Here is a 23029-nt window from a genome sequence, read left to right as displayed (position 1 = left end):
GCCAAGCGCCATGCGGGCTGCTTTGCGCAGGGCCCCAAGCCATCGGGGTGAGCGCGCCGCAAACGGCTCTGCGGGCAGCTTCTAGGCCCGGCAAACAGCCGTGCAAACGCCGCTTTTCAAGGCGCTGGCTAGCGCGGCAATTCAGCCAGGTCAAGCGGGATTGATACGCTAGCCCTAGTGCTTGAATGGCTTGAAGCCCCCAGATATAGTGCGCCGCATGGTATGCTTCAGACCTGACTTCAGCACCTGGGAACGCGCTCTTTGGCGTGCGTTCCGGGCGGCCGAGTTGCAAGATTTTTTCCCGGCTTCGGCTGGCATCAAGAGGGGCTTTGCAGCCCCTCTTTGCACGCCCGGGGGAGGGTCGAGCAAGGAAGTCCAGGGTCTTGCCCCATCCGTCTTTTTCATCCCGCCTAGCGATTGCCTGGCCGCGCGTGCTTTTGTGCACCGCGAGCCGGCTCCGGCCGGCGGGATGCAAGGGCCGGATTCGGCCAAGTTCGGCCCCCGTGGCCAGATGGGACAAGCTGTGACCTCACCTTGCTTTGATGCAAAAAAGCTCGGGTTGCAGCCCCGCGCCGTTCAGAGCAGGACGACGGCGAAGGCGTGGAATGGAGCTTCGGATGCCCCTCCGACTCAGCAAAAAGAAACAACAAGTCAACAACATCAAATCTCAAAAATCCAAGCACCGCAAGGCCGCCGAACCGGCCAGCCTGCAGCAGGCTTTGATTTCTGATTCTCCCCAGACCAGCCAGGAAAGGTTTTTAGCAATGCAAACTCAAGTCGATCAAGCCCAGCCCGAAGGCGCCAGCCAGCAAGGCCCCGTGAGCGCGAGTCAAGGCGCATCGTCGGCCTTTCTGGCGTATCACATCCTGCGCCGCAATGGCGCGGTGGTGTCCTTCGAGCCCAGCAAGATCGCCGTGGCTTTGATGAAAGCCTTTCTGGCCGTGCATGGCACGACCGGCGCGGCCTCGGCCAGCGTGCGCGAGACGGTGGACGGCCTGACCGAAGCCGTGGTGCGTGCCCTGGTGCGCTCGCGTCCCAGCGGTGGCACCTTCCATATCGAAGATGTGCAGGACCAGGTCGAACTGGGCCTGATGCGCGGCGGTCACCACGAAGTGGCGCGCGCCTATGTGCTGTACCGCGAGCGTCGCAATCAGGAGCGGGCCCGCCAGGTCGAGCAGGTCGCGCCCGTGGCCTCGGCCGCGCTGACGGTGATCGACGGCGGCATCCGTGTGCCGCTGGACCTGGGCCATCTGCAAAGCCTGATCGTGTCGGCCTGCGCCAATCTGGGCGCCGACGTGAAGCCCGAGCCCATCCTGGCCGAGACCAAGCGCAATCTGTACGACGGTGTGCCCATCGACGAGGTCTACAAGGCCTCCATCCTGGCCGCCCGCACCCTGATCGAGAAAGACCCCGGCTATAGCCGCGCCACCGCCCGCCTGCTGCTGCACACCATCCGTCGTGAAGTGGTCGGTGGCGAGATCAGCCAGGAGCAGATGCAGGAGCGCTATGCCGAGTACTTCCCCAAGTACATCAAGAAGGGCGTGGCCGCCGAGTTGCTGGACGAGAAGCTGGCCCAGTACGACCTGGCCCGCCTGGGCGCGGCGCTGAAGGCCGAGCGCGATCTGCAGTTCGACTACCTGGGCCTGCAGACCCTGTACGACCGCTACTTCCAGCACATCGCCGACCAGCGCATCGAAATGCCGCAGGCCTTCTTCATGCGCGTGGCCATGGGCCTGGCGCTGAATGAAGTGGACCGCGAAACCCGCGCCATCGAGTTCTACGAAGTGCTGTCCAGCTTCGACTTCATGAGCAGCACGCCGACGCTGTTCAACTCCGGCACGCGCCGCTCGCAGCTGTCCAGCTGCTATCTGACCACCGTGGCCGACGATCTCGACGGCATCTACGAGGCGCTGAAAGAGAACGCCTTGCTGAGCAAGTTTGCCGGCGGCCTGGGCAATGACTGGACGCCGGTGCGGGCTCTGGGTTCCCACATCAAGGGCACGAATGGCAAGTCGCAAGGCGTGGTTCCCTTCCTGAAGGTGGTCAACGACACGGCCGTGGCCGTCAACCAGGGCGGCAAGCGCAAGGGCGCCGTCTGCGCCTATCTGGAGAGCTGGCACCTGGACATCGAGGAGTTCCTGGAGCTGCGCAAGAACACCGGCGATGACCGCCGCCGCACCCACGATATGAACACCGCGAACTGGATCCCCGATCTGTTCATGCGCCGTGTCATGGACGGTGGCGACTGGACCCTGTTCAGCCCCTCCAATGTGCCGGACCTGCACGATCTGTTCGGTGCCGCGTTTGAAAAGGCTTACTGCGAGTACGAGGCCAAGGCCGACCGTGGCGAAATCAAGCTGTTCAAGCGCATGCCCGCCAAGGACTTGTGGCGCCGGATGCTCTCCATGCTGTTCGAGACCGGCCATCCCTGGATCACCTTCAAGGACGCCTGCAATGTGCGCTCGCCCCAGCAGCATGTGGGCGTGGTGCACTCCAGCAACCTCTGCACCGAGATCACGCTGAACACCAACGACAGCGAGATCGCCGTCTGCAATCTGGGCTCGGTCAATCTGCTCCAGCACTTGAAGGACGGTGGCGTTGACCACGAGAAGCTGAAGAAGACGATCTCGACGGCCATGCGCATGCTGGACAACGTGATCGACATCAACTACTACGCCGTCAAGAAGGCGCGCGACTCCAATCTGCGCCACCGCCCGGTGGGCCTGGGCCTGATGGGCTTCCAGGATGCGCTGTATGCGCTGCGCACGCCTTACGCCTCGCAGGCCGCGGTGGAGTTCGCCGACCGTTCGATGGAAGCCATCTGCTACTACGCCTACCAGGCTTCGACCGAGCTGGCCGCCGAGCGGGGCCGTTACAGCTCCTACAAGGGTTCGCTGTGGGACCAGGGCATCCTGCCGCTGGACTCGCTCGACCTGCTGGCCAAGGCACGTGGGGGTTATGTCGAGGTGGACCGCAGCACGACGCTGGACTGGGATGCCTTGCGCGCCAAGATCCAGCAGCACGGCATGCGCAACAGCAATTGCGTGGCGATTGCACCGACGGCCACCATCTCCAACATCATCGGCGTGGATGCCTCGATCGAGCCCTGCTTCGGCAATCTCTCGGTCAAGAGCAATCTGTCGGGCGAGTTCACCATCATCAACGAAGCGTTGGTGCGTGATCTGAAGAAGCTGGGTCTGTGGGACGACGTGATGGTCATGGACCTCAAGCACTTCGACGGTTCGCTGCGCCGCATCGACCGCGTGCCCGAAGAGCTCAAGGCCTTGTATGCCACCGCCTTCGAGGTCGAGACGCAATGGCTGGTGGAAGCCGCCGCACGCCGCCAGAAGTGGATCGACCAAGCCCAGTCGCTCAATATCTATATGGCCGGTGCCTCGGGCAAGAAGCTGGACGAGACCTACAAGCTTGCTTGGTTGCGTGGCCTGAAGACCACCTACTACCTGCGCACCATCAGCGCCTCCTCGGCCGAGAAAAGCACGGTGACCAAGTCGGGTCAGCTCAACTCGGTGGCCTCGGGCGCCGCGCCCAGCATGGTGTCGGCGCCCGTCGCAGCGGCTGCGCCGGTCGAAGAAGCACTGCCCGCCACCGATATGAAGTTCTGCTCGATTGACAACCCGGACTGCGAGGCCTGTCAGTAAGAGGGTCATGCTTGGCCAAGGCTTGTGACGAAGTCACAAGCGGCGGCCAAGCATCAGTCGACGAGCGCACACATCGCACAAGGTCTGCGTGAATGGGGCGGCTTGCGGAGCAAGCCTCCTTCTGCATACACCCGGCGCGCCGGGTGCGAGTGAATTGAAAGTTTGGAGTTTGGCCGAGAGCCCCGTGTTCATCGGGCCAAACTCGAATCGAGATCTGCGTATCGCCTGCGTCGCAGATCTCTTGAGCCACACCCTCGGGGCCTAGCCAAAAGAGCAGCAGGCGCTCAGAACCGCGATGAACAGCGGTGACTGAGCGACTTGGACGATGCGAGCGAGCAACGCAGATCGCATCTCCATGTCAAGAAGTCCTTGGTGTTTGAACGCAACACTCTGATAATTCGATCCGATAGGAAGGCCACTATGTTGGTTTGGGAAGAAGACCTGAAGCACGCTGAAAAAGCACATGCAAATACCGCGACCGGCAATGCTGCGAACGCGGGTGCAGACGTCACCAAAAATGAAGCGACGAGTTCGCCGGCAGCGCCGAGCGCTGCAGCAACGCAGCCCGTGCTGAGCGCAACGACGCATCGCATCAAGGCCGCCGACAAGCGCATCATCAACGGCCAGACCGACGTCAATCAGCTGGTCCCCTTCAAGTACAAATGGGCCTGGGAGAAGTACCTCGCCACTTGCGCCAACCACTGGATGCCGCAAGAAGTGAATATGTCGCGCGACATCGCCTTGTGGAAAGACCCTAACGGTCTGTCCGAAGATGAGCGCCGCATCATCAAGCGCAATCTCGGCTTCTTCGTGACGGCCGATTCACTCGCCGCCAACAATATCGTGCTGGGCACCTACCGCCACATCACGGCGCCCGAGTGCCGCCAGTTCCTGCTGCGCCAGGCCTTTGAAGAAGCCATCCACACCCACGCCTACCAATACATCGTGGAGTCGCTGGGCCTGGACGAATCCGAGATCTTCAACGCCTACAACGAAGTCAAGTCCATCCGTGACAAGGACGAGTTCCTGATCCCCTTCATCGGCGCGATCATGGACCCCAACTTCCACACCGGCACCTTGCAAACCGACCAGACGCTGTTGAAGAGCCTGATCGTGTTCGCCTGCTTGATGGAAGGCTTGTTCTTCTACGTGGGCTTCACCCAGATCCTGGCCATGGGCCGGCAGAACAAGATGACCGGCGCGGCCGAGCAGTACCAGTACATCTTGCGCGATGAGTCCATGCACTGCAATTTCGGCATCGACCTGATCAACCAGATCAAGCTCGAGAACCCGCAGCTGTGGACGCCCGAGTTCAAGGCCGAGATCAAGGCCTTGTTCATGAAGGCCGTGGAACTGGAATACGCCTACGCCGAAGACACCATGCCGCGTGGCGTGCTGGGCCTGAATGCCTCGATGTTCAAGGGCTATCTGCGTTATATCGCCAACCGGCGTGCGACTCAGATCGGCTTGGATGAGCTCTTCCCTAACGAAGAGAACCCCTTCCCTTGGATGAGCGAAATGATCGACCTGAAGAAGGAACGCAACTTTTTTGAAACCCGCGTCATCGAATACCAATCCGGTGGCGCACTGAGCTGGGACTGACTGTGGACAGGAGGCAAGCCCTGCGGCTTGTCCCCTGCCTCGGTCAGGCCAGGTGGCCTGCAAGCCACCTGGCTGAACTCGGACACAAGACCCGCAAGGGGCTTGTGCCTGGTTTAGGCCAAGGCGCTTGCAAGCGTCTTGGCTGACTGTGGGCCGGAAGCCCTTTCAGTCCCCGCTCAAGAACGACGAAGTAATAGATTTGCCGAGCGCAGCCATGGCCGCGCTTGGAACCGAATTCTCCGCACTGGGGCGCTCTCCTTAAGCGACATCTGGGCGGTGAATAGCTGTGTGAGGCTGAGCTAGCGTCGACCCCGCACAGTGCTTTTTCCACTTGATCAAGGAGAACTGAAATGGCAACTGCAAAGAAAGCACCGGCTAAGAAGGCCGCCGCTCCCGCAAAGAAGGCTGCTGCACCGGCAAAGAAGGTCGCTGCTGCTCCCGTGAAGAAGGCCGCTGCGCCTGCTAAGAAGGCTGCTGCTCCCGCCAAGAAGGCTGCTGCACCTGCGAAGAAGGCTGCCGCTCCCGCCAAGAAGGCCGCTGCACCTGCGAAGAAGGCTGCCGCTCCTGCCAAGAAGGCCGCTGCACCTGCGAAGAAGGCCGCCGCTCCTGCCAAGAAGGCCGCTGCACCCGCGAAGAAGGCTGCTGCTCCCGCCAAGAAGGCCGCTGCACCTGCGAAGAAGGCTGCCGCTCCTGCCAAGAAGGCCGCTGCACCTGTCAAGCCGCCGGTCAAGAAGGCTGCTGCACCTGTCAAGCCTCCGGTGAAGAAGGCTGCCGCACCCGTCAAGCCGCCGGTGAAGAAGGCTGCTGCACCCGTCAAGCCTCCGGTCAAGAAGGCTGCCGCTGCCGCTCCGGCCAAGAAGGATGCTGCGCCCGTCAAGCCGCCGGTGAAGAAGGCAGCTCCTGCTGCCAAGAAGCCGGCTGCCAAGCCTGCTGCTGCTGCGCCCGCTGCCAAGACGGCACTGAGCCCCCAGGCTGCATGGCCCTTCCCCACGGGCAACAAGCCCTGAGCGATTCATCGCTCTGTGACGAGGGAGAGGGGTACAGAAACGGTCCCTCTCTGACGTCAGCGAAACCCGGCTTCGGCCGGGTTTTTTTTCATCCGCCGGTCAAGGGCTGGCCAAGGACGGGGAGGGCGGGCGAAGCCTAAGTCCTGTTCAGGGGTAGAAGATTTCGACGCTATAGCCGCTGACGCGCTGCTCGCCGGTCGATAGCAGGATTTGCAGCGGCAGTTCGCTACCCGCGGCTATGGACTCGTGCTTGCCGCTGGGCGCGGCTGCGCTGGCGGCCGAGGCCGCGCTGGCCGCCACTGCGGCGGCGGCCAAGCCCGGTGCCGAGGCTGCCGGCGGGTTCAGCCTGAACTCCGCGGGTGAGAGCATGCGGCGGCCCACCAGGGCGCCGGAGGCATTGGTCAGGCTCAGCTCCACCCAGGGTGTGGCCAGCTCATACCGGCTTTTATTGCGCAGGCTGATGGCTAGCTGATAGTGGTTGCCATTGCTGCCCGGGCTGAGTTGGCTCAGGGCCGTGCTTTCCACCACCATCTGCTCGATGCGTTGCCAGGGTTTGATCTGGCAGCCCGTCAGCTGGCAATAGGCTTGCAAAGCGGGCCGGCTGGCGGGTGCGACGGTGGCGATGGCATCGTGGAAATGCTGCAAAAGCTGCACGCCCAGGCCGGCGATCAGCAGGCCGCAGGCAAAGCCCGTGACCAGGCGCACGGGCCTGCGTTGCCAGGCGCCGCCGCTGGCCGGCTTGCGCAAGAACTCGGGCAGGCTGGCTTCAGCCGTATCGGCTGCGGCCGGTGCTTGTTCGGTCGCTGCGGTCTTGCCGCGCGGTGTCGCTGCGGCGATGGTCTTGGCAGGTTTCTCCCCGGCGGCATCGTCCTTGGTGGCTTTGTCTTTGCTCGCCAGGCCGCTGCTCAGGCTCTTGGACAGCACGACGTCGGGCTTGTCGTCCGCCAACGGCGGATCGATCAGGACGGCCGCAGGCGGCGTAGGGGCTTGATCATCGCCCTCAAACCATTGCGGTTCCAGGCGCGAGTCGGCGAAGGCGGGCTCGGCGGCCGGGCGGTAGGCGGGCGGCTGGCCGGGATGCTCGCTGTCGAGCACATCGGCTTCGGCCCAGCTGCTGTGCTGGGCCTGTGCTTTGGCCCTGATAACCTCCAGCTCCTCCGGCGCCGGCAACACATCTTCCTCCTCCTGATGCCAGGGCGCATGGCCAGGCGGTGTGGGGGCGTGGAAGGAGGTGCTGGCTTGCGGGCCGGGCTCAAAGCCGATGTGCGCCGGAGGCAGTTCTTGGCTGCTGTCCTGGGCCGCAGCGGGCCAGGGCGGCGGGGCTTCGCGGTCGATGTCGAAAAGCTGTTCGCCGGCGTCAAAGACTTCGGCGCAACGGCCGCAGCGAACATAGCCGTCGGAGATGCGGAGTTGATCCTGCACCACCCGAAAGATGGTGCCGCAAGCGGTACAACGGGTGGCGAGACTCATGGCCGAATCATGCCATGAGATCTCGCGGCGGCCTGGCGTTGCGGCTCCATCGGGCGGGGTTCAGATGCGCTGTGCGCTCATCAGGATCCAGCCCTCTTCGCTGTCGCTGACTTCCAGCTTCAGCCAGGGGGCGTAGGCCTCCTTGAGCTCATCGGCCTGGCGCTCCAGGATGCCGGCCAGGATCAGATGCGCGCCAGGCGCCAGATGCGCGCACAGCAGGGGCGCCAGCAGCTTGAGCGGCGTGGCCAGGATATTGGCCATCACCAGCGGGTACTCGCCCTGGGCCGCATCGGGCAAGGCGGCGCGCAGCGTCACTTGGTTGGCCTCGGCATTGGCCTTGCTGGCGATGATGGCGGCGGGGTCGATGTCCACCGCGTCGATATTCTGCGCGCCGTGCAGCGCCGCACCGATGGCCAGAATGCCGGAGCCGCAGCCGTAGTCCAGCACGCGCTGCCAGGTGGGGGCCAGGTCTTGATGGCGGGCGATCCAGCGCAAGCACATGCGGGTGGTCGGGTGGGTGCCCGTGCCGAAGGCCAGGCCCGGGTCCAGGCGCATGATCTGCCGGGCCTGCGGCGGGGCCTGATGCCAGGAGGGCACGATCCAGAACTCGGGCGTGATCTCGACCGGCTGGAACTGCGATTGCGTCAGCCGCACCCAGTCCTGCTCGGCCACGGCCTGGATGGCCTGCACATGCACGTCCTGGGCCCAGTCCTGGGCCAGGATCAGGGTGGCGCACTCGGTCGCCTCGGCCTCGTTCGGGAACAAGGCCTTGACGACGGAGCGCTGCCAGCCGCCGCGTGGTGCCGGCATGCCGGGCTCGCCGAACAAGGCCTTTTCGGCATCGGTATCAGCGTCGGCGTCTTCCACCGACACGGCCAGGGCGTCCAGTTCCATCAGCGCATCGCTGACGGTTTCGACATCGTCCTCGCCGCAGATCAGCAGCAACTCATGCAGGGTGGCAGGGTTGGGATCGCTCATCGTTTGTGCTGGCTCATCCAGCCCTCGAGGTAATGGATGTTGGTGCCGCCTTCGACGAACTTGGCATCCACCATCAATTCACGGTGCAGGGGGATATTGGTCAGGATGCCTTCCACCACGGTCTCCGACAGGGCGATGCGCATGCGGGCCAGGGCCTGCTCGCGGGTGTCGCCGTGCACGATGATCTTGCCGACCATGGAGTCGTAGTGCGGGGGCACGAAGTAGTTGGTGTAGACATGCGAGTCCACCCTAACGCCCGGGCCGCCCGGTGCGTGCCACATGGTGATGCGGCCCGGCGAGGGCGTGAACTTGAAGGGGTCCTCGGCATTGATGCGGCACTCGATCGCATGGCCGCGCATGGTGATATTGCGTTGGGTGAAGGGCAGCTTCTCGCCGGCGGCCACGCGGATCTGCATCTGCACGATGTCGACGCCCGTGACCATCTCCGTCACCGGATGCTCCACCTGCACACGGGTGTTCATCTCGATGAAGTAGAACTCGCCGTTCTCGTACAGGAACTCGAAAGTGCCCGCACCGCGGTAACCCATCTTGCGGCAGGCGGCCGAGCAGCGGTCGCCGATCTTCTCGATGATGCGGCGCGGGATGCCGGGGGCCGGCGCTTCTTCCAGAATCTTCTGGTGGCGGCGCTGCATGGAGCAGTCGCGCTCGCCCAGCCAGACGGCGTTCTTGTGCTCGTCGGCCAGCACCTGGATCTCGATATGGCGCGGGTTCTCGAGGAACTTCTCCATATAGACCTCGGGGTTGCCGAAGGCCGCACCGGCTTCCGCCTTGGTTGTCTGCACCGCATTGACCAGGGCCGCCTCGGTGTGCACCACGCGCATGCCGCGGCCACCGCCGCCGCCGGCCGCCTTGATGATGACCGGGTAGCCGATGGAGCGGGCGATCTTGACGATCTCGCGCGGGTCATCGGGCAGGGCGCCTTCCGAGCCGGGCACGCAGGGCACGCCGGCGCGGATCATGGCCTGCTTGGCCGAGACCTTGTCGCCCATCATGCGGATGGACTCGGGGGTCGGGCCGATGAAGGTGAAGCCGCTGCGCTCCACGCGCTCGGCGAAGTCGGCGTTTTCGCTCAGGAAGCCGTAGCCGGGGTGGATCGCCTCGGCGTCGGTGACCTCGGCCGTGGCGATGATGGCGGGCATCGAGAGATAGCTTTGTGCGGAAGCGGCCGGGCCTATGCAGACGGCCTCGTCGGCCAGCTTCACATACTTGGCTTCGCGGTCGGCTTCGGAGTACACCACCACCGACTTGATGCCCAGCTCGCGGCAGGCGCGCTGGATCCGAAGAGCAATCTCTCCTCGGTTGGCGATAAGAATCTTTTTGAACATCGCGAGACCTTATTCGATGACGAACAAAGGCTGGCCAAACTCGACCGGCTGGCCGTTCTCGCACAGGATCTTGGTGATGGTGCCCGAGAAATCGGAGTCGATCTCGTTCATGATCTTCATCGCTTCGATGATGCAGATGGCCTGGCCTTGCTTGATCTGCTGGCCGACTTCGGCGAAAGGCTTGGCATTCGGGCCCGAAGCACGGTAGAAGGTACCGACCATGGGCGAGGTCACGATATGGCCGGTCTCGGCTGCGGGGGCCGCGGGCGCGGCGGCGGCAGCCACGGGGGCGGCAGGAGCTGCGGCAGCCACCGGCGCTGCGACGGGCGCAGCGGCAGGCACTTGCATCATCATGGGCACGGCAACGGCGCCATCGGACTTGACGATGCGCACCTTGCCATCGGCCTCGGTGATTTCAAGTTCAGAAATATTCGACTCGGACACGAGGTCGATCAGGGTCTTGAGCTTGCGCAGATCCATAAGGTTTCTCCAGCGAGATGTTTTGTGTTTTAGGGGAATCAAATCCCGGTGGCGCGGGCGCGCCCCGTCGGGATGCAAATTCGGACAGCGACGAATTTGAACTAGCTGCTTGACGACTTCGGTGCGCTCAGCCCAATTTGCTGAGTGCAAACGCCAGGGCCGCTCGGTAACCTTGCGCGCCCAGGCCGCAGATCACGCCTTCGGCCAGATCCGAAAAATAGCTGTGATGCCGGAAGGCCTCGCGTTTATGGACATTGGACAGATGAACTTCAACAAAAGGCAGGGCAACCGCAGCCAGGGCGTCCCGCATGGCCACACTGGTGTGGGTATAGGCCGCGGGGTTGATGATGATGAACTGGCAACCGTCCGTGCGAGCGGCCTGGATGCGGTCGACCAACTCCCCTTCGTGATTGCTCTGGAAGGATTTTAGCTCAGCCCCTGCATTGGCGGCGATCTCGGCCAGATCAGCATTGATCTGCGGCAAAGTCAGCGCGCCATAGATCTCCGGCTCGCGGCTGCCGAGCAGGTTGAGGTTGGGGCCGTGAATGACAAGAATCTGTTTCTGCGACATCGTCGAATCGTGTTGCCAGCCTTAGAGTGGCGCCACTAGAAGCGAAGAAGGCCGGACTTTACGCGTTTTGAAGCCTGTTCAAGCGGCTTCCTTGTAAATAAATTGCTTGACCGCGACCCGGCTTTGCGCCAGCCAAGGCGTCGGGCGGCGCTCGATCAGGCCAGTTTGCCCCGGCCAAGAGGGCGCAGTTCCTCCAAGGTAGTCGCCCCCAATTTTCGCCACATTACCCGGCCGTTCGCAGCAAATGCCACGGAAAACGGCAGGCCGCCCTGGCTATTGCCCAGGCTGCGGCTCAACTCCGTGCCCGCCAGTCCGGCCAGGCCTTGCGGGAAATCCAGCGCCAGTTTTTGCTGGAATTCACGCACCGGCGTTGCTGCGTCAAGCGCCAAACCCAGCACCTGCCAACCTTCTTTTTGGAACTCGCGATGGAACTGGGCCAACTCGGGCAGCTCCTTCACACAGGGCGGGCACCAGGTGGCCCAGAAGTTCAGCAGCAGCGGCTTGCCGCGGAAATCGGCCATGAGCAGATCCTTGCTGCCGCTTGCTGCGTCGGCGACGGGGCGCTCAAAGCGGGCGGCCCAGAAGCTCTGCTCGGCTGGGCTCAGGCTTGGATTCTCGGCCAGATGGCGGCGCCAGGCCAGGCCCAGGCCGGTGGCGCCGGCGGCCAAGCCGGCACCCGCGAGCAGGAGTTTGCGGCGCCCGCCGGTGGCTGGGCTGTTTTCATGGCTCATGTCTTGGCACCTTGTTCCTCGGGGCTGTTGCCATCATCTTCCAGCAGCTTTTGCAGGGCGTTCAGATCGCCCCGCTCGCTGCGTCCGCGCGAGTCAAGTTTGAGCGCGCCGCGCAAATCGTCGAAATCGAGAATGCTCAGATGGACGGTGACCCGCTCCTGCAAGGCCGGGCAGGGCGCGGCGATGGAGAGCATGTCCACCTCCCGGCCGCGCGGGCCGCTGGTGGCACCGACCTCGTAATCCACATTCATATTGATCAGCGCGATCTCTGTCGATTTGCTGTCATCGCAAAACAGCTGCAGATGAATATTGTTCAGCCTTGTCGCCGTGCCACGCCAGACCGCGCCGCAGAGGTGCGGCCGGAACTCGGCCAGCCGCGCCATCCAGCGGGCCGCCAGCTCGCGCAGGGCGCGCAGCTCGGCCGGCTGGGTGTCGGCGCAGAACAGGGCCAGGTAGTCGCGCACCTCGTCTTCCAGCTCGTCATTGCTGGGCAGGGCGGCGCGGGAGTTGCGCGCCAGGCCCAGTTGTTTGAGGGCGCGCTGCTTGGCCGGGCCGTACTCCAGGCCTTCTTCCACCACCAGGCGGGCGGCGGTGGCGGCGATTTCGCTGCTGATGGAATGTTCGGAGCTCACGGCAATTCGACGGCGGGCATGCGGGCTTCGATGGTAGCCGCGCGGGATAAGAGATAGTCCGAGCCCGGGCGCTTCTCGAAGCGCTTGGGCGCGGGCAGCATCACCGCCAGCCGGGCGGCCTGTTTGCTGGAGAGGCGGCCGGCGTCCACGCGGAAGTAGTGTCGCGCCGCGGCCTGGGCGCCGAACACGCCCTCGCCCCACTCCACATGGTTGAGGTAGATCTCCAGGATGCGATCCTTGCCCAGCAGGCCCTCCAGCATCAAGGTGATCAAAAACTCCTGGCCCTTGCGCAGCAGATTGCGCTCGCCGCTCAGAAACAGATTCTTGGCCAGTTGCTGGGTGATGGTGGAGCCGCCGACGATCTTGGCCGCAGGCAAGGCCTTGGCCGTGGGCGGCAGCCGGGCGGCGCGCTTCTCGGCCAGGGCCTGGGCTTTCTGGTTTTTCTCCCAGGCTTTTTCCAGCGCGTCCCAGTCCACCCCGCTGTGCTCGACGAAGGCGGCGTCCTCGCTGGCGATCACCGCCCGCTTGAGCTGGTTTGAGAGGCCATCGCCGTCCACCCATTGCTGGCTCCAGGCGATCTCATGCTTTTCCACCGCCAAGCGCCAGATTTCTGAGCGCTCAAAGCTGGTGGATTGCGGGGCCAGCACATTCATCAAGGCGATGCGGCCGGCAAAATAGAGCTGCAAGGCCAGCAGGCTCAGCAGCAGCAGGGCGGCCAGGCGGAGCAGGGAGCTGCCCAGCGACTTCATGGCTTGGCTTCTGCCAGCTCTTGCCGCAGCTGGCGCAGGACGGCGGCGGAGTCAGGCCTGGCGCCACGCCACAGCTCAAACGCCTCGGCCGCCTGCTCGACCAGCATGCCCAGGCCGTCGCGCGGTTCGGCGCCTTGCGCGCGGGCCCAGTCCAGAAAGGGCGCGGCGGCCGGGCCATACATCATGTCCAGGGCCAGCGCACCGGGTCGCAAGACCTCGGGCGAGACGGGCACGCCTGCGCCAGCCAGGCTGGCACTGGTGGCGTTGATCAAAACGTCAAAGCCTTGGCCGCAGTCTCGCAAAGCGTGGGCGCTGAGACGCACGCCATGTTCGAAGCTCCAATTCGCGTGTTGATCGACCAAGGCCTGGGCCTTGTCGACGCTGCGGTTGGCGATGCAGATCTCGGCGGGCCGCCGCGCGATCAGGCTGCCCAGCACGCCGGCCGAGGCGCCGCCCGCGCCCAGCAGCAGCAGGCGCTGGCCGGCCAGCGGGCGCTGGGCATTGATCTCGATATCGCGCACCAGGCCGGCGCCGTCGGTGTTGTCGCCCAGCCAGCCGCCCTCGCTGGCTGCATCAAAGCGCAAGGTGTTGACCGCGCCGGCCAATTGCGCTCTTTGCGTCAGCCTTGCGGCCAGGGCATGGGCCTCGAATTTAAAAGGCACGGTGATATTGCAGCCGCGCCCGCTGGCCGCCGCAAAAGCCTGGACGGTGGAGGCAAACCCGTCCAGCGGGCAGAGCAGGCGCTCGTAGCTCATGGCCTGAGCCATGCCGCATTGGCGGGCAAACTCGGCGTGGATCGCGGGTGAGCGGCTGTGCGCCACCGGGTTGCCGGCCACGGCGTAACGGGCCAGATGCTGGGTTGGGTCGCTCATGGAGAAGCCTTGCTCAAGGGTTGCTGCCGCTGACGCTGGTCTCCAGCCCGTCTTCACGGGTGAAGCGGAAGCGCGAGGTGATCACCAGCACCTCGGCGCCCTGGCGCATGGCCGGGGTGAAGTTGCCAAAAGGCGAGGCGGCTCGCACGATGGCCACGGCCCGGCGGTCCAGATGGGCGTTGCCCGAGGGCGCGACGACATCGGTCTCTATCACCCGGCCACCTTGATCCACGTGGATGTTCAGGGTTAGCTCGCCGTAGAGCTTGCGGCCCTTGTGCTCAGGGAAGTCGCGGGTGCCGCGCTCCTCGATGCGCTGGCGCAGATGGTCGTAATACAGCGCGTAGACCACCTCGCGGGTGGCCGGGCTGATGTAACGCTTGCGTGGGCGGGCACTTTCCTCGTTGACGCGTTTTTCGATCTCGGCCAGCAACTGCAGCAGGGCGCGGCGGCGCTCGGTCTGTTCGCGGGCGTCTTCCGAGCCCTTGTCGCGCCGCGGGTCGGGGGCGGGCAGCAGGGCCAGCTCGCGCCGTACCTGGGTCAGCAGCTGCTGCTCCTGCTCCTTCAGCTGGGCGATCTGCGTGTGCTGCGTCTCCACCGCCTCGCCCACTTCCATCAGCTTGGAGGGCGGCAGGGGCGAGGTGGCCCGGCCCGCCTCCAGCTCGCCGCCGCCCGCCAGATTGGCCTGGGCCAGGGCGGTGGCCTGGGTGGGCGCCTCGCTGCTGCGGCTGTTGACGAGGATGACCTCCAGCGGCGTGTCCTGAAACAGCCGGTCAAAGCGGTTCGGATCCACCAGGCGCAGCGTCAGCAGGCCGCCGTGCAAAAGCAGGGAGGCCGCCAGCGCGATCTGGAGGGTGGAAGGACGCCAGGCCATCGTCAGGGGGTGGCGGCTTCGGTAGCGGTGGCCGCGGCCTCCTCGCCTTCCGTCATGTCCAGGGCCAGGGTCAGCGGCCCGGCGCCGGCTTCCTCATCCTCGTCCTCGGCCTCGGCCTCGGCCTCGGGGGCTTCCGTCAGCACCTCGTCCAGGCGTTCGATCAGGCTGGCGTGCACGTCCAGCGTCATCTCGTCGGTGCCGGTGATGCGCACCTTGACGTGGGCGCCGCGCGGCAGCGGCTCGCAGCCCAGGGCCTTGAAGACCAGGGGCAGGGTGTCGGCGCGCACCAGGCCGTCCTTCATCACGGTGGCGGTCAGCTCGCTGATCTGGTTCTGCACCAGATAGCGCAGGGTCCAGAAGCGCTCGATACCGTTCTGGAAGCCGTTGTAGGCGCTGTAGGCCGCATCAAAGCCCGAGATGATGGAGAAGAGCTGGGCATCCTTGGGCTTGAAGGGCGCGACCAGGGCCGCCGTGCGGCCATTGCGCGCGCAGGCAATGATTTGCCACTGATTGACCAGGTCCACATAGCGGCGCAGCGGCGAGGTCGACCAGGTGTACTGGGCCACGCCCAGGCCGGCATGGGGCTGGGCGCGGGTGCCCATGCGTACCTTGATGCCCGGGGCCATGCTGGCCTGGCTGCGGTAGATGCCGGGCAGGCCCAGCTCATTGATCCAGGCGCCCCAAGTCGAGTTGGCCAGAATCATGGCCTCGGCCACGATCAGGTCCAGCGGCGCGCCGCGCACGCGGGTGCTGATGCTGACCTGCTCGGTCCCCTTGGGTTCCGTCGCCCCGCCCGAGTCCAGGCGGAAGTTGTAGTCCGGCCGGTTGAAGCTCTCGGGCTTGCCGCGCACCACTTCGCGCTGCTTCTTCAGCGCCTGGGCCAGGCGGAAGCAGAAGGCCAGCTCGGCTGCGAAGGCGTAATCCGCTACTTCAGCGTCCGTCAGCGTGGCCTCGGTGATGACGGCATCCAGCTGGTCGTGGCGCAGATTGGCGGCAATCCGTACCCGCTCCAGCCGGGTCTCGCTGCTCTGTATGGCCAGCGTGGCCTCGTCCAGCGTGAAGTAGATGGAGACGGCCGGGCAGTCGCGGCCCTCGATCAGCGTGTAGGCCTGCACCACCTCGTCGGGCAGCATGGTCAGCTTCCAGCCCGGCATATAGACGGTGGACAGGCGCTCGCGCGCCACCTTGTCGATGGCCGAATCCGGCTGCACCGCCAGGCCGGGCGCCGCGATGTGCACGCCGAAGGTGATGGTGCCCGTGCCCAGGCCCTGGACGGACAAGGCGTCGTCGATCTCGGTCGTGGCCGAGTCGTCGATGGAGAAGGCCTGCGCGCTGGACAGCGGCAACTCATCCTTGATCTCCGGCGCCAGCAGCTTGGGGAAACCCACGCCCTTGGGGAACTGCTCGAACAAAAAACGCTTCCAGTGGAACTGGTAGGCGCTGCTGATGGCGCCGGCGCCTTGCAACAGGTCCAGCGGCGCCTTGTGCGAGCGGCGGGTGGCCTCGACCACGGCCTTGTACTCGGGGCCGTTCTTGTCGGGCTTGAACAGAATCTTGTAGATCTGGTCGGCAATCGGCTGCGGGCAAGTGCCGGCCGCCAGCTCGGTCGCCCATTGCTCGATTTGCAAGGCCTGCTGGCGCTTGCGTTCGATGCCTAGCAAGGCGGCCTTGACGGTTTCTTCCGCGGCCTTTTTGAACTGGCCCTTGCCGGCGCGGCGGAAGTAATGCGGCGCCTCGAACAGGCGGAACAGCGCGCCCACCTGATGGGCGGTGCTGCACTTGGCGTCGAAGTAATCGCGCGCCAGATCGGCAAAGCCGAACTCGCCCTCGGGGGCAAACTCCCAGGCCAGGTCGAGGTCGATCTCCTGGGCCAGGCGCTGGCCTTCAGAAATCAACTCGGCGGGCGAGGGTTTTTCAAATTTAAGCAGCACATTGGCTGCTTTTACTTTGACGCGCTTGCCCGACTCCAGCTCGATCTGCATCGAACTATCGGCTTCAGACATCACGCGGCCGGCGAGAAATTTTCCGGCTTCATCGAACAGTGCAAACATATGGCCCGGATTGTCGCCGATTGCCGGGTTGGGTTTGGCGGGCGGCCGCCGCGAGCGCTCAATTGCTGAATCTGGCCCAGGCAGGCGGGTAGTACATGCCCTTGGCCAGCAGCACGATCAAGACCATGTGGATGAACACCGACAAGTGGGTGTACTTGAAACGCTTGTTGCTCATGCCGCCGCACAGCGAATAGCGTATTGCGACCACAAAGTGCACCAGCACACTGACGGCCAGCAGTATTTTGATGCTCAGCAGCAGGCCGAACAGGGAGTCCGCCGTGCCGCCGAGGGCGCCCAGCAGGGCATGCCGGTGGGTGCCCAGTGCCATCGCAATACCCGATAGAAACAAGGTGGCGACGAACCAGGGCATGAGTTTGCGGCCACGGTGGTGGATGCCTTCTTCGACCAGGGTCATGTAGGGGGGAGGCAGGTTCTTGCGTATTCCCTCCAAGATCAGCACTTCGAAGCTGACGATGCCGATAAACACGATGGCGCAGAACAAATGCAGCGTGACTAGCAGGCCATAGCTCACGGATGATCTCCTGTTGTTAATGATAATCATTATCAATAATGATAAACTGTCGCTTTACTCGACTCAAATGACAAATGTCAATTCAATGGACGCGCTGACCCCGCTGTCCGCCTTGCGCGGCTGCATCTTGTTTGAGGGGGTGGATGACGCTGCGCTTGAGCGATTGGCGATGACGGCGCAGCCACTGCGGCTGGACAGTGGCCAACAGGTGTTTGCATCGGGCGACCGGGCGGAGCGTTTTTATGCGCTCATCAGTGGAGAGGTGCAGCTCTATCGTCCGTCTTTTGGGGGTGAGGACATCCTGTTCCAGATATTGGGGGCGGGTGAATTGCTGTCCGAGGCGGCCATGTTTTTGGTGCCGTCCCGTTACCCATTGACGGCGCGCACCAGCAAGGAAACCCGGCTTTATGCCTATTCACGCGAGGCCTTGTTGGCGCTCTGCGATGCCGCGCCGGGCTTGATGCATACCCTGCTCGCCGCGCTGGCGAAAAGGCTGTATCAGGCGGTGAACCGCATCGAGAATCTGTCTTTGAACAATGCCGGCCAGCGGCTGGTTTCTTATTTGCTGCAATTGCATCGGCATCAAGGGGCGCGCTGGATCAATATGCCGGTCAATATCGATTTGCCGGTGAATATTGCGGTGCTCGCCGGCCAGTTGGCGATGACGCCGGAGACCTTGTCACGGCTCTTGCAGAAGTTCCGGCAGCAAGGCTTGCTCAGTGGCAAGGGGCGCACGCTGGTGCTGCTCGATCCAGCAGGCCTGTGCGATTGCGTCGGCCTGGCACCGCCCGAGGATGTGGGTGAAGTGATGCCGCCCATGGTGGGGTGTTGCGGCCTGGGATCGACGCGCCGCTGATGCGCCCCTGGATGGGGCAGGCTGACATGAACAGCCAGCATGGTCACCGCTCCAGCCGACGCTGCGCAGACTCAGGCTCTGACTCCGCCCGGGACTCCCATGCACGCGCGGAGCTTGCTCAGCCTTTGTGCGAGGGCCGAGCCGCAGCTCAGCTGATTCTGAGCGCTTGACAATTGTCATAGGGGCCCGCTTGCCCTCCTTCATATAGTAATGATTCTCAATTTCATTTGCGACCGCAAGGTGGTTGCCAATCGTTTGGAATCTTGGAGGAGGAGTTGTGATGCCGTTTACGCCGAAGAAGTTGGCGCTGCTGATGTCGAGTCTGTACGTACTGTGTCCGGTCGCGTCGGCGCAGGTGGTGGAGCCCCCTCAGCGGGCGGACAAGGAACAGGCCGTCAAAGACAGCAAGATCGAGTTGCCCGTCGTCGTGGGTGTCGGCAAGGTGGACAAGGACGCCGATGGGCACAAAAAAGTCTACGACGCCAATGTCACCACCCTTTACATGGGCCGAGAGGATCTGGGTCGCGTCCAAGCCACCAACGCCGCCGATGTGCTCAAGGGCATGAATGGCGTGTACAGCATGGACGCGCGCAACGGCACCTCCATAACGCCAAATGTGCGAGGTCTGTCGGGCGAGGGGCGAGTGCCATTGACCGTGGACGGCACCGAGCAGTCCACCAACGTCTGGCTGCAGGTCTATGGCGCGGGTAACCGCAACTATGTGGACCCGGCCATGTTCCGCAGCATCATGGTGGAAAAAGGCCCCTCCCTGAGCGCGGGTGTGAAGAGCGGCGTGGGCGGGGCGATCAATGTGCGCACCCTGGAGGCGGCCGACATCATCCCTGCCGGGGAGCGCCTGGGCATCGAGTTCAGGGCCGGGCTTGCCGGCAACAGCATCAAGCCGCAGGCGGATGCCAACGCTTATTTTGGTCAGGACTACCGGTCGATTCCCGGTGCCGTTCTGGGCATGGACAATAACGTCAACATTCCCCAGCCCGTGCCGCGAACCAAGGGCGGTGGCGACATTCTTGGCCTGGCCGATCACTCGGAGATGATTTCGGTAGCGGCCCGCAACCAGCTGACCGACCTGCTGTTCTCCTACAGCCAGCGCAGCAAGGGCAATTACTTCGCCGGCCGCCGCGGCACGGAGGATTACACCCACAACGACGCTTTTGCCAAAGACACTGCGGCCTACTACCCCAATCTGACCAAGCTGTACCACGCCGGCAACGAGGTGCTCAGCAGCTCCAGCAGCAGCAAGACCTGGCTGCTGAAAAACAACTGGCAGCTGCCCCATGAGAACAAGCTGGGTTGGAGCGTGATGCGCTCGGACCTGGGCTTTGCCGAAACCAGCCCCGGCCAGGCCGTTGTCATGCTGGGCATGGCCGAGGCGCTGGCCGCGCAGGGTTCCAACGAGCAACTGGTGGGCGAGTTTCCGCGCTCCGACTTGCGCCTGGATACCTACAGGATCACCCACGAGTGGAAGCCCAAGGGCTCGCGCTGGATCGACCTGCAAAGCAATCTGTGGATGACCAAGACCGATGGCGTGCGCCACCAGAGCGGCGGCGGCGTCTACTACATCAAGAAGAGCCCCGAGCTGGATGCCTATAGCCGCCACTTGGCCGACTGGAACGCCTGTATCAAGGGGCCGGACTGGGCCAATGGCCTGCCCAGCGGTGCGCCGGCATTCAGCTGCTATACCGATGAAAAATTGAACCCCCATCTGGGCGCGACCCAGCCGGTGGAACCCGCCCATGATGGGCGCATTTTTGCCGGTAGCTCACAGTGGACCCGCCATGACCGCAAGGGTTTTGACTTCCGCAATCTCATGCGTCTGTCTGAGCGCTTGCAGCTGACCGTGGGCGGCGCCTTCCAGCGCGAGCGCCTGGACGAGCGGGTGGCCGATGTGCAGCTCAGCGGCGGCATGGGCCCCGGTGGTGCGATGTTCCATTACGGCACCACGCACTACGGCCCGCGCTCCGGGACGCGCAGCGAATCCTCGGGCATGTTCAATTTTGAATGGGCCCCGAAATCCTGGCTGGCGCTGAGCGCCGGCGCCCGCTACAACCGCTATTCCGCCTTTGACGAGGGGCTGGCCGAGCGCCGCCGCAACAAGGTGGCGAGTGCGCAGGCGCTCAAGCGCAAGGTGGGCGTCACCCTGGAGTACGGCACGCTGTGGTCGGAAGAGGAGATGAATGCGCTGCGCAAACATGTGGAGCTGAGCAAGGAGGCGCAGAACAAACTGACCCCTGAGGATTACCGTGCTTGGCACGAAGATGGCATCACCACGCCCAATATGGCTGCCTACGAGGAAATCGCCGCTGCTTGGCGTAAATGGCTGGCGGGCCGCGAGGGATTTCTTGGTCGCACAGGCGCCCACTACTGGAAGAACACCGCTTTTGTGCCCATGGCCAATGGCAAGCTGGTGGCCTCACAAAGCCCGTTTGCCGGCGACGCGATCGACCTCAAACAGACCGTCCGCAACGCCCAGGGTCTGGAGGGTGAATTCGGCGTGACGGTTCCTAACGAGCTTGCCACCACGAGCCGCGGCAAGGCGGTTTATGAGGAGGTTGCGGAAGACCAGGCCTGGGCGGCACCGCGCAAGCAATCCGGCCATGCCTGGTCGCCGGTGATCTCGGCCACGGCCAGCCTGACGCCCCATGGCAAGGTCTTTATGCGCCATGCGCAGATGACGCGCTTCCCCAGCATCTTCGAGGTGGCCTCTACCTCGGTGGGCCTGGACGGCGTGGGCGCCTTGAGCGTGGCCGGTGCCAGCAAGCCCGAGCGCAGCATCAACTGGGAGCTGGGCTACGCCCACGACCTGACCCAGTTCTTTCCCGGCATCGCCCTGGCCGATGTGCGCCTGAGCTATTACAACACCGTGATCAAGGACTTCATCGAGCGTGACGGCACGCTCAGTGTCATCCAGTTCGACGAGAAGAAGGTCAGCGGCATCGAGCTGCAGTCGAATTTGGACAGCGGGGGCTTCTTCGGCAGCCTGGGCGCCACTTACCGCCTCAAGCAAGAGCTGTGCGACGCCGACTACGCCTATGGCATGGACGTGTATTACAAGCGCATGCCCACTTGCATGAGCGGCGGCTTCGCCGACATGCTCACCGCCACCAGCCTGCAACCCAGGTACTCCATCAACACCGAGCTGGGCGCCCGCGTCTTCAATGACCGACTGGTGTTCGGCCTGCGCTCGGTCTACCACGCCAAGGCCGAAAACCCTCAGCTGAACGCCTTGCTCAACACCTATGGGAAAGAGCTCTGGACGGAAAACAGCATGCGGCAGATGTACTGGCACTCGGTGCTGCTGCACGACTTTTTCTTGCAGCTGGATGTACACAAGCGTCTGGATCTGAACCTCAAGCTCAGCAATCTGGCCGATCGCTACTACCTGGACCCCATGTCCAAGATCCCCGTCCCGGGGCCGGGCCGCACCCTGAGCATAGGCTTGAACCTGCGCTACTGAACCCCAGGGCCGGCGCAAGCCTGCGCCGGCCGCCGTGAGGGCTCATCCAAGAACTCGGGGCAAACCAGCTTGTCGCCAGAGCCGCCCCGGTGTTTTGCTGGTTTTGCAAAACCAGCCGTGCTCAAGTTTTTGAGCATTCATCCGTCAACTTTCAAAGAAAGAACTTATGAAGAAGCATGTACTGGCTGTGGCCCTATCCTTCGCCGGAGTTAGCACCTTTGCAGCCACCGTGGAGGGCGATTCATCCGATCTGGCCAAGGTGAAGCCAGGTCAATCCACCCTGTTTGGTTCGGCCAATGCCGGCCTGTCCTTCAACAACACTTCCACCGTGATCGACCTGGCGGGCGGCCCGGTCTTGCAGGTCAGCAAGGCCATCGCTCGCGGCGTGGAGGCCAATGGCAAGAGCTATATCAAGGGCCGCGATGTCAACTTCCTGGCCGGCATTCTCTTGGGTGACAAAAAAATCGCCCAGGTGTGGCACAACGAGGTGAGCCATGACGGCGCCAGCACCAGCATCCATAGCGCACGCCAGATGATTGTGCCGCCCCTGCCCTTCATGCCCAACTTCGGCGGCCTGGTGATAGGCAAGGTGCAAGGCTCTGCCGTCTACTTCGGTGAATGGTCGCCCAAGGGGGCGAACTTTGCCGATGTGGCCAGCACCGATCTGAATATGGGCAGTGCCGAGCGCACGGCCTGGTACAGCGGTGAGAACCCCACCAAGTCCATGCCCACCTTGGTGAATGCCCAGTACAAGGTGGTCGGCATCCACCAGCACAAGCCGGAGAGCCCCAATGTCTATAGCGGGGTGCTCACGGCCAGTTACGCAAGCGGTGGTGGCGACAAGAACATCCTGACCGGCAGCCTGACCCGTGGCGCTTCGACCCTGGCCTTCAATGACGTGCTCATCAAGGCGAATGGCACGTTTGACAACTTGGGCTCTACCAAGAATATTTCTGGCCAGTTCTACAACAACGCCAATGCGCTTGCCGGCATCTACAAGACTGGCACAGCCGCGAAAGACGGCGTTGCCTTTGGAGGCGCACGGCGCTAAGTCGGGCTGATGCCTGAGCGCGCCGCAGCGGCCAGGGCCGCTGCGGCGCGCTGGTTCGATGAATCCGGCTTGGGCTCACGCGGCTCTTGCTGCCGC

The 23029-nt window shown here is 63.8% G+C and carries 18 protein-coding genes; 6 read left to right on the top strand and 12 right to left on the bottom strand.

Annotated elements, in window-relative coordinates:
• Positions 1–764: 764 nt before the first annotated feature.
• The 3 genes from HNP55_RS19115 to HNP55_RS19105 all read left to right on the top strand — a co-directional run bounded on the left by HNP55_RS19115 (position 765) and on the right by HNP55_RS19105 (position 6268).
• The gene (locus tag HNP55_RS19115) at positions 765–3659 is read left to right on the top strand and encodes a ribonucleoside-diphosphate reductase subunit alpha (RefSeq protein ID WP_184303097.1); all 2895 of its coding nucleotides are present in this window, start codon (positions 765–767) and stop codon (positions 3657–3659) included.
• A gap of 420 nt (positions 3660–4079) precedes the next feature.
• Complete coding sequence (locus HNP55_RS19110; RefSeq protein WP_184303095.1) at positions 4080–5261, top strand: ribonucleotide-diphosphate reductase subunit beta; 1182 nt, start codon at positions 4080–4082, stop codon at positions 5259–5261.
• Positions 5262–5611: 350 nt separating this feature from the next.
• Positions 5612–6268 (top strand): histone, encoded by a 657-nt coding sequence (locus HNP55_RS19105; RefSeq protein ID WP_184303092.1) that lies wholly within the window; start codon positions 5612–5614, stop codon positions 6266–6268.
• 147 nt (positions 6269–6415) lie between these two features.
• Here the strand turns inward: HNP55_RS19105 and HNP55_RS19100 are convergent, their stop codons facing one another.
• The 12 genes from HNP55_RS19100 to HNP55_RS19045 form a co-directional block, all read right to left on the bottom strand.
• Positions 6416–7738 (bottom strand): zinc-ribbon and DUF3426 domain-containing protein, encoded by a 1323-nt coding sequence (locus HNP55_RS19100; protein WP_184303089.1) that lies wholly within the window; start codon positions 7736–7738, stop codon positions 6416–6418.
• Positions 7739–7798: 60 nt separating this feature from the next.
• Positions 7799–8692: a 50S ribosomal protein L11 methyltransferase gene (prmA, locus tag HNP55_RS19095; protein ID WP_184303250.1), complete on the bottom strand. Its 894-nt coding sequence runs from the start codon at positions 8690–8692 to the stop codon at positions 7799–7801.
• A gap of 20 nt (positions 8693–8712) precedes the next feature.
• Positions 8713–10062 (bottom strand): acetyl-CoA carboxylase biotin carboxylase subunit, encoded by a 1350-nt coding sequence (gene accC, locus HNP55_RS19090; protein WP_184303087.1) that lies wholly within the window; start codon positions 10060–10062, stop codon positions 8713–8715.
• Between the two features lie 9 nt (positions 10063–10071).
• Positions 10072–10542 (bottom strand): acetyl-CoA carboxylase biotin carboxyl carrier protein, encoded by a 471-nt coding sequence (accB, locus tag HNP55_RS19085; protein WP_184303084.1) that lies wholly within the window; start codon positions 10540–10542, stop codon positions 10072–10074.
• 127 nt (positions 10543–10669) lie between these two features.
• Positions 10670–11113, bottom strand: coding sequence for a type II 3-dehydroquinate dehydratase (gene aroQ / locus HNP55_RS19080; protein WP_184303081.1), 444 nt, complete (start codon positions 11111–11113; stop codon positions 10670–10672).
• Positions 11114–11268: 155 nt separating this feature from the next.
• A complete protein-coding gene (locus HNP55_RS19075) occupies positions 11269–11844 on the bottom strand; it encodes a TlpA disulfide reductase family protein (protein ID WP_184303079.1) in 576 nt (191 codons plus the stop codon).
• Positions 11841–12476, bottom strand: a complete 636-nt coding sequence (locus HNP55_RS19070) for a hypothetical protein (RefSeq protein WP_348648733.1) — start codon at positions 12474–12476, stop codon at positions 11841–11843. The genes HNP55_RS19075 and HNP55_RS19070 overlap by 4 nt, the downstream gene beginning before the upstream one ends.
• Positions 12473–13225 carry a transglycosylase domain-containing protein gene (locus HNP55_RS19065; RefSeq protein ID WP_184303075.1) on the bottom strand — a complete coding sequence of 251 codons (753 nt, stop codon included), beginning with the start codon at positions 13223–13225 and terminating at the stop codon, positions 12473–12475. Before HNP55_RS19065 ends, HNP55_RS19070 begins: the two co-directional genes overlap by 4 nt.
• Positions 13222–14097, bottom strand: a complete 876-nt coding sequence (gene aroE / locus HNP55_RS19060) for a shikimate dehydrogenase (protein WP_184303072.1) — start codon at positions 14095–14097, stop codon at positions 13222–13224. Before aroE ends, HNP55_RS19065 begins: the two co-directional genes overlap by 4 nt.
• A 13-nt stretch (positions 14098–14110) precedes the next feature.
• Complete coding sequence (locus HNP55_RS19055; RefSeq protein WP_184303070.1) at positions 14111–14968, bottom strand: energy transducer TonB; 858 nt, start codon at positions 14966–14968, stop codon at positions 14111–14113.
• 2 nt (positions 14969–14970) lie between these two features.
• On the bottom strand, positions 14971–17019 hold the full coding sequence (locus HNP55_RS19050) for a ribonuclease catalytic domain-containing protein (RefSeq protein ID WP_184303067.1): 2049 nt from the start codon (positions 17017–17019) through the stop codon (positions 14971–14973).
• Positions 17020–17077: 58 nt separating this feature from the next.
• Positions 17078–17551, bottom strand: coding sequence for a hypothetical protein (locus HNP55_RS19045; RefSeq protein ID WP_184303064.1), 474 nt, complete (start codon positions 17549–17551; stop codon positions 17078–17080).
• Positions 17552–17636: 85 nt separating this feature from the next.
• Between HNP55_RS19045 and HNP55_RS19040 the strand changes: the two genes are divergently transcribed.
• The 3 genes from HNP55_RS19040 to HNP55_RS19030 all read left to right on the top strand — a co-directional run bounded on the left by HNP55_RS19040 (position 17637) and on the right by HNP55_RS19030 (position 22933).
• Positions 17637–18407, top strand: a complete 771-nt coding sequence (locus HNP55_RS19040) for a Crp/Fnr family transcriptional regulator (protein ID WP_184303061.1) — start codon at positions 17637–17639, stop codon at positions 18405–18407.
• Between the two features lie 280 nt (positions 18408–18687).
• Entirely contained in the window at positions 18688–21882 is a 3195-nt protein-coding gene (locus tag HNP55_RS19035; protein WP_184303058.1) for a TonB-dependent receptor domain-containing protein, read from the top strand.
• 166 nt (positions 21883–22048) lie between these two features.
• Entirely contained in the window at positions 22049–22933 is an 885-nt protein-coding gene (locus tag HNP55_RS19030) for a Slam-dependent surface lipoprotein (RefSeq protein ID WP_184303055.1), read from the top strand.
• Positions 22934–23029: the final 96 nt, after the last annotated feature.

The sequence above is a fragment of the Roseateles oligotrophus genome (genome assembly GCF_014204525.1).
Taxonomy (GTDB): domain Bacteria; phylum Pseudomonadota; class Gammaproteobacteria; order Burkholderiales; family Burkholderiaceae_C; genus Paucibacter_A; species Paucibacter_A oligotrophus_A.
This window is presented reverse-complemented; position numbering and strand designations above follow the sequence as displayed.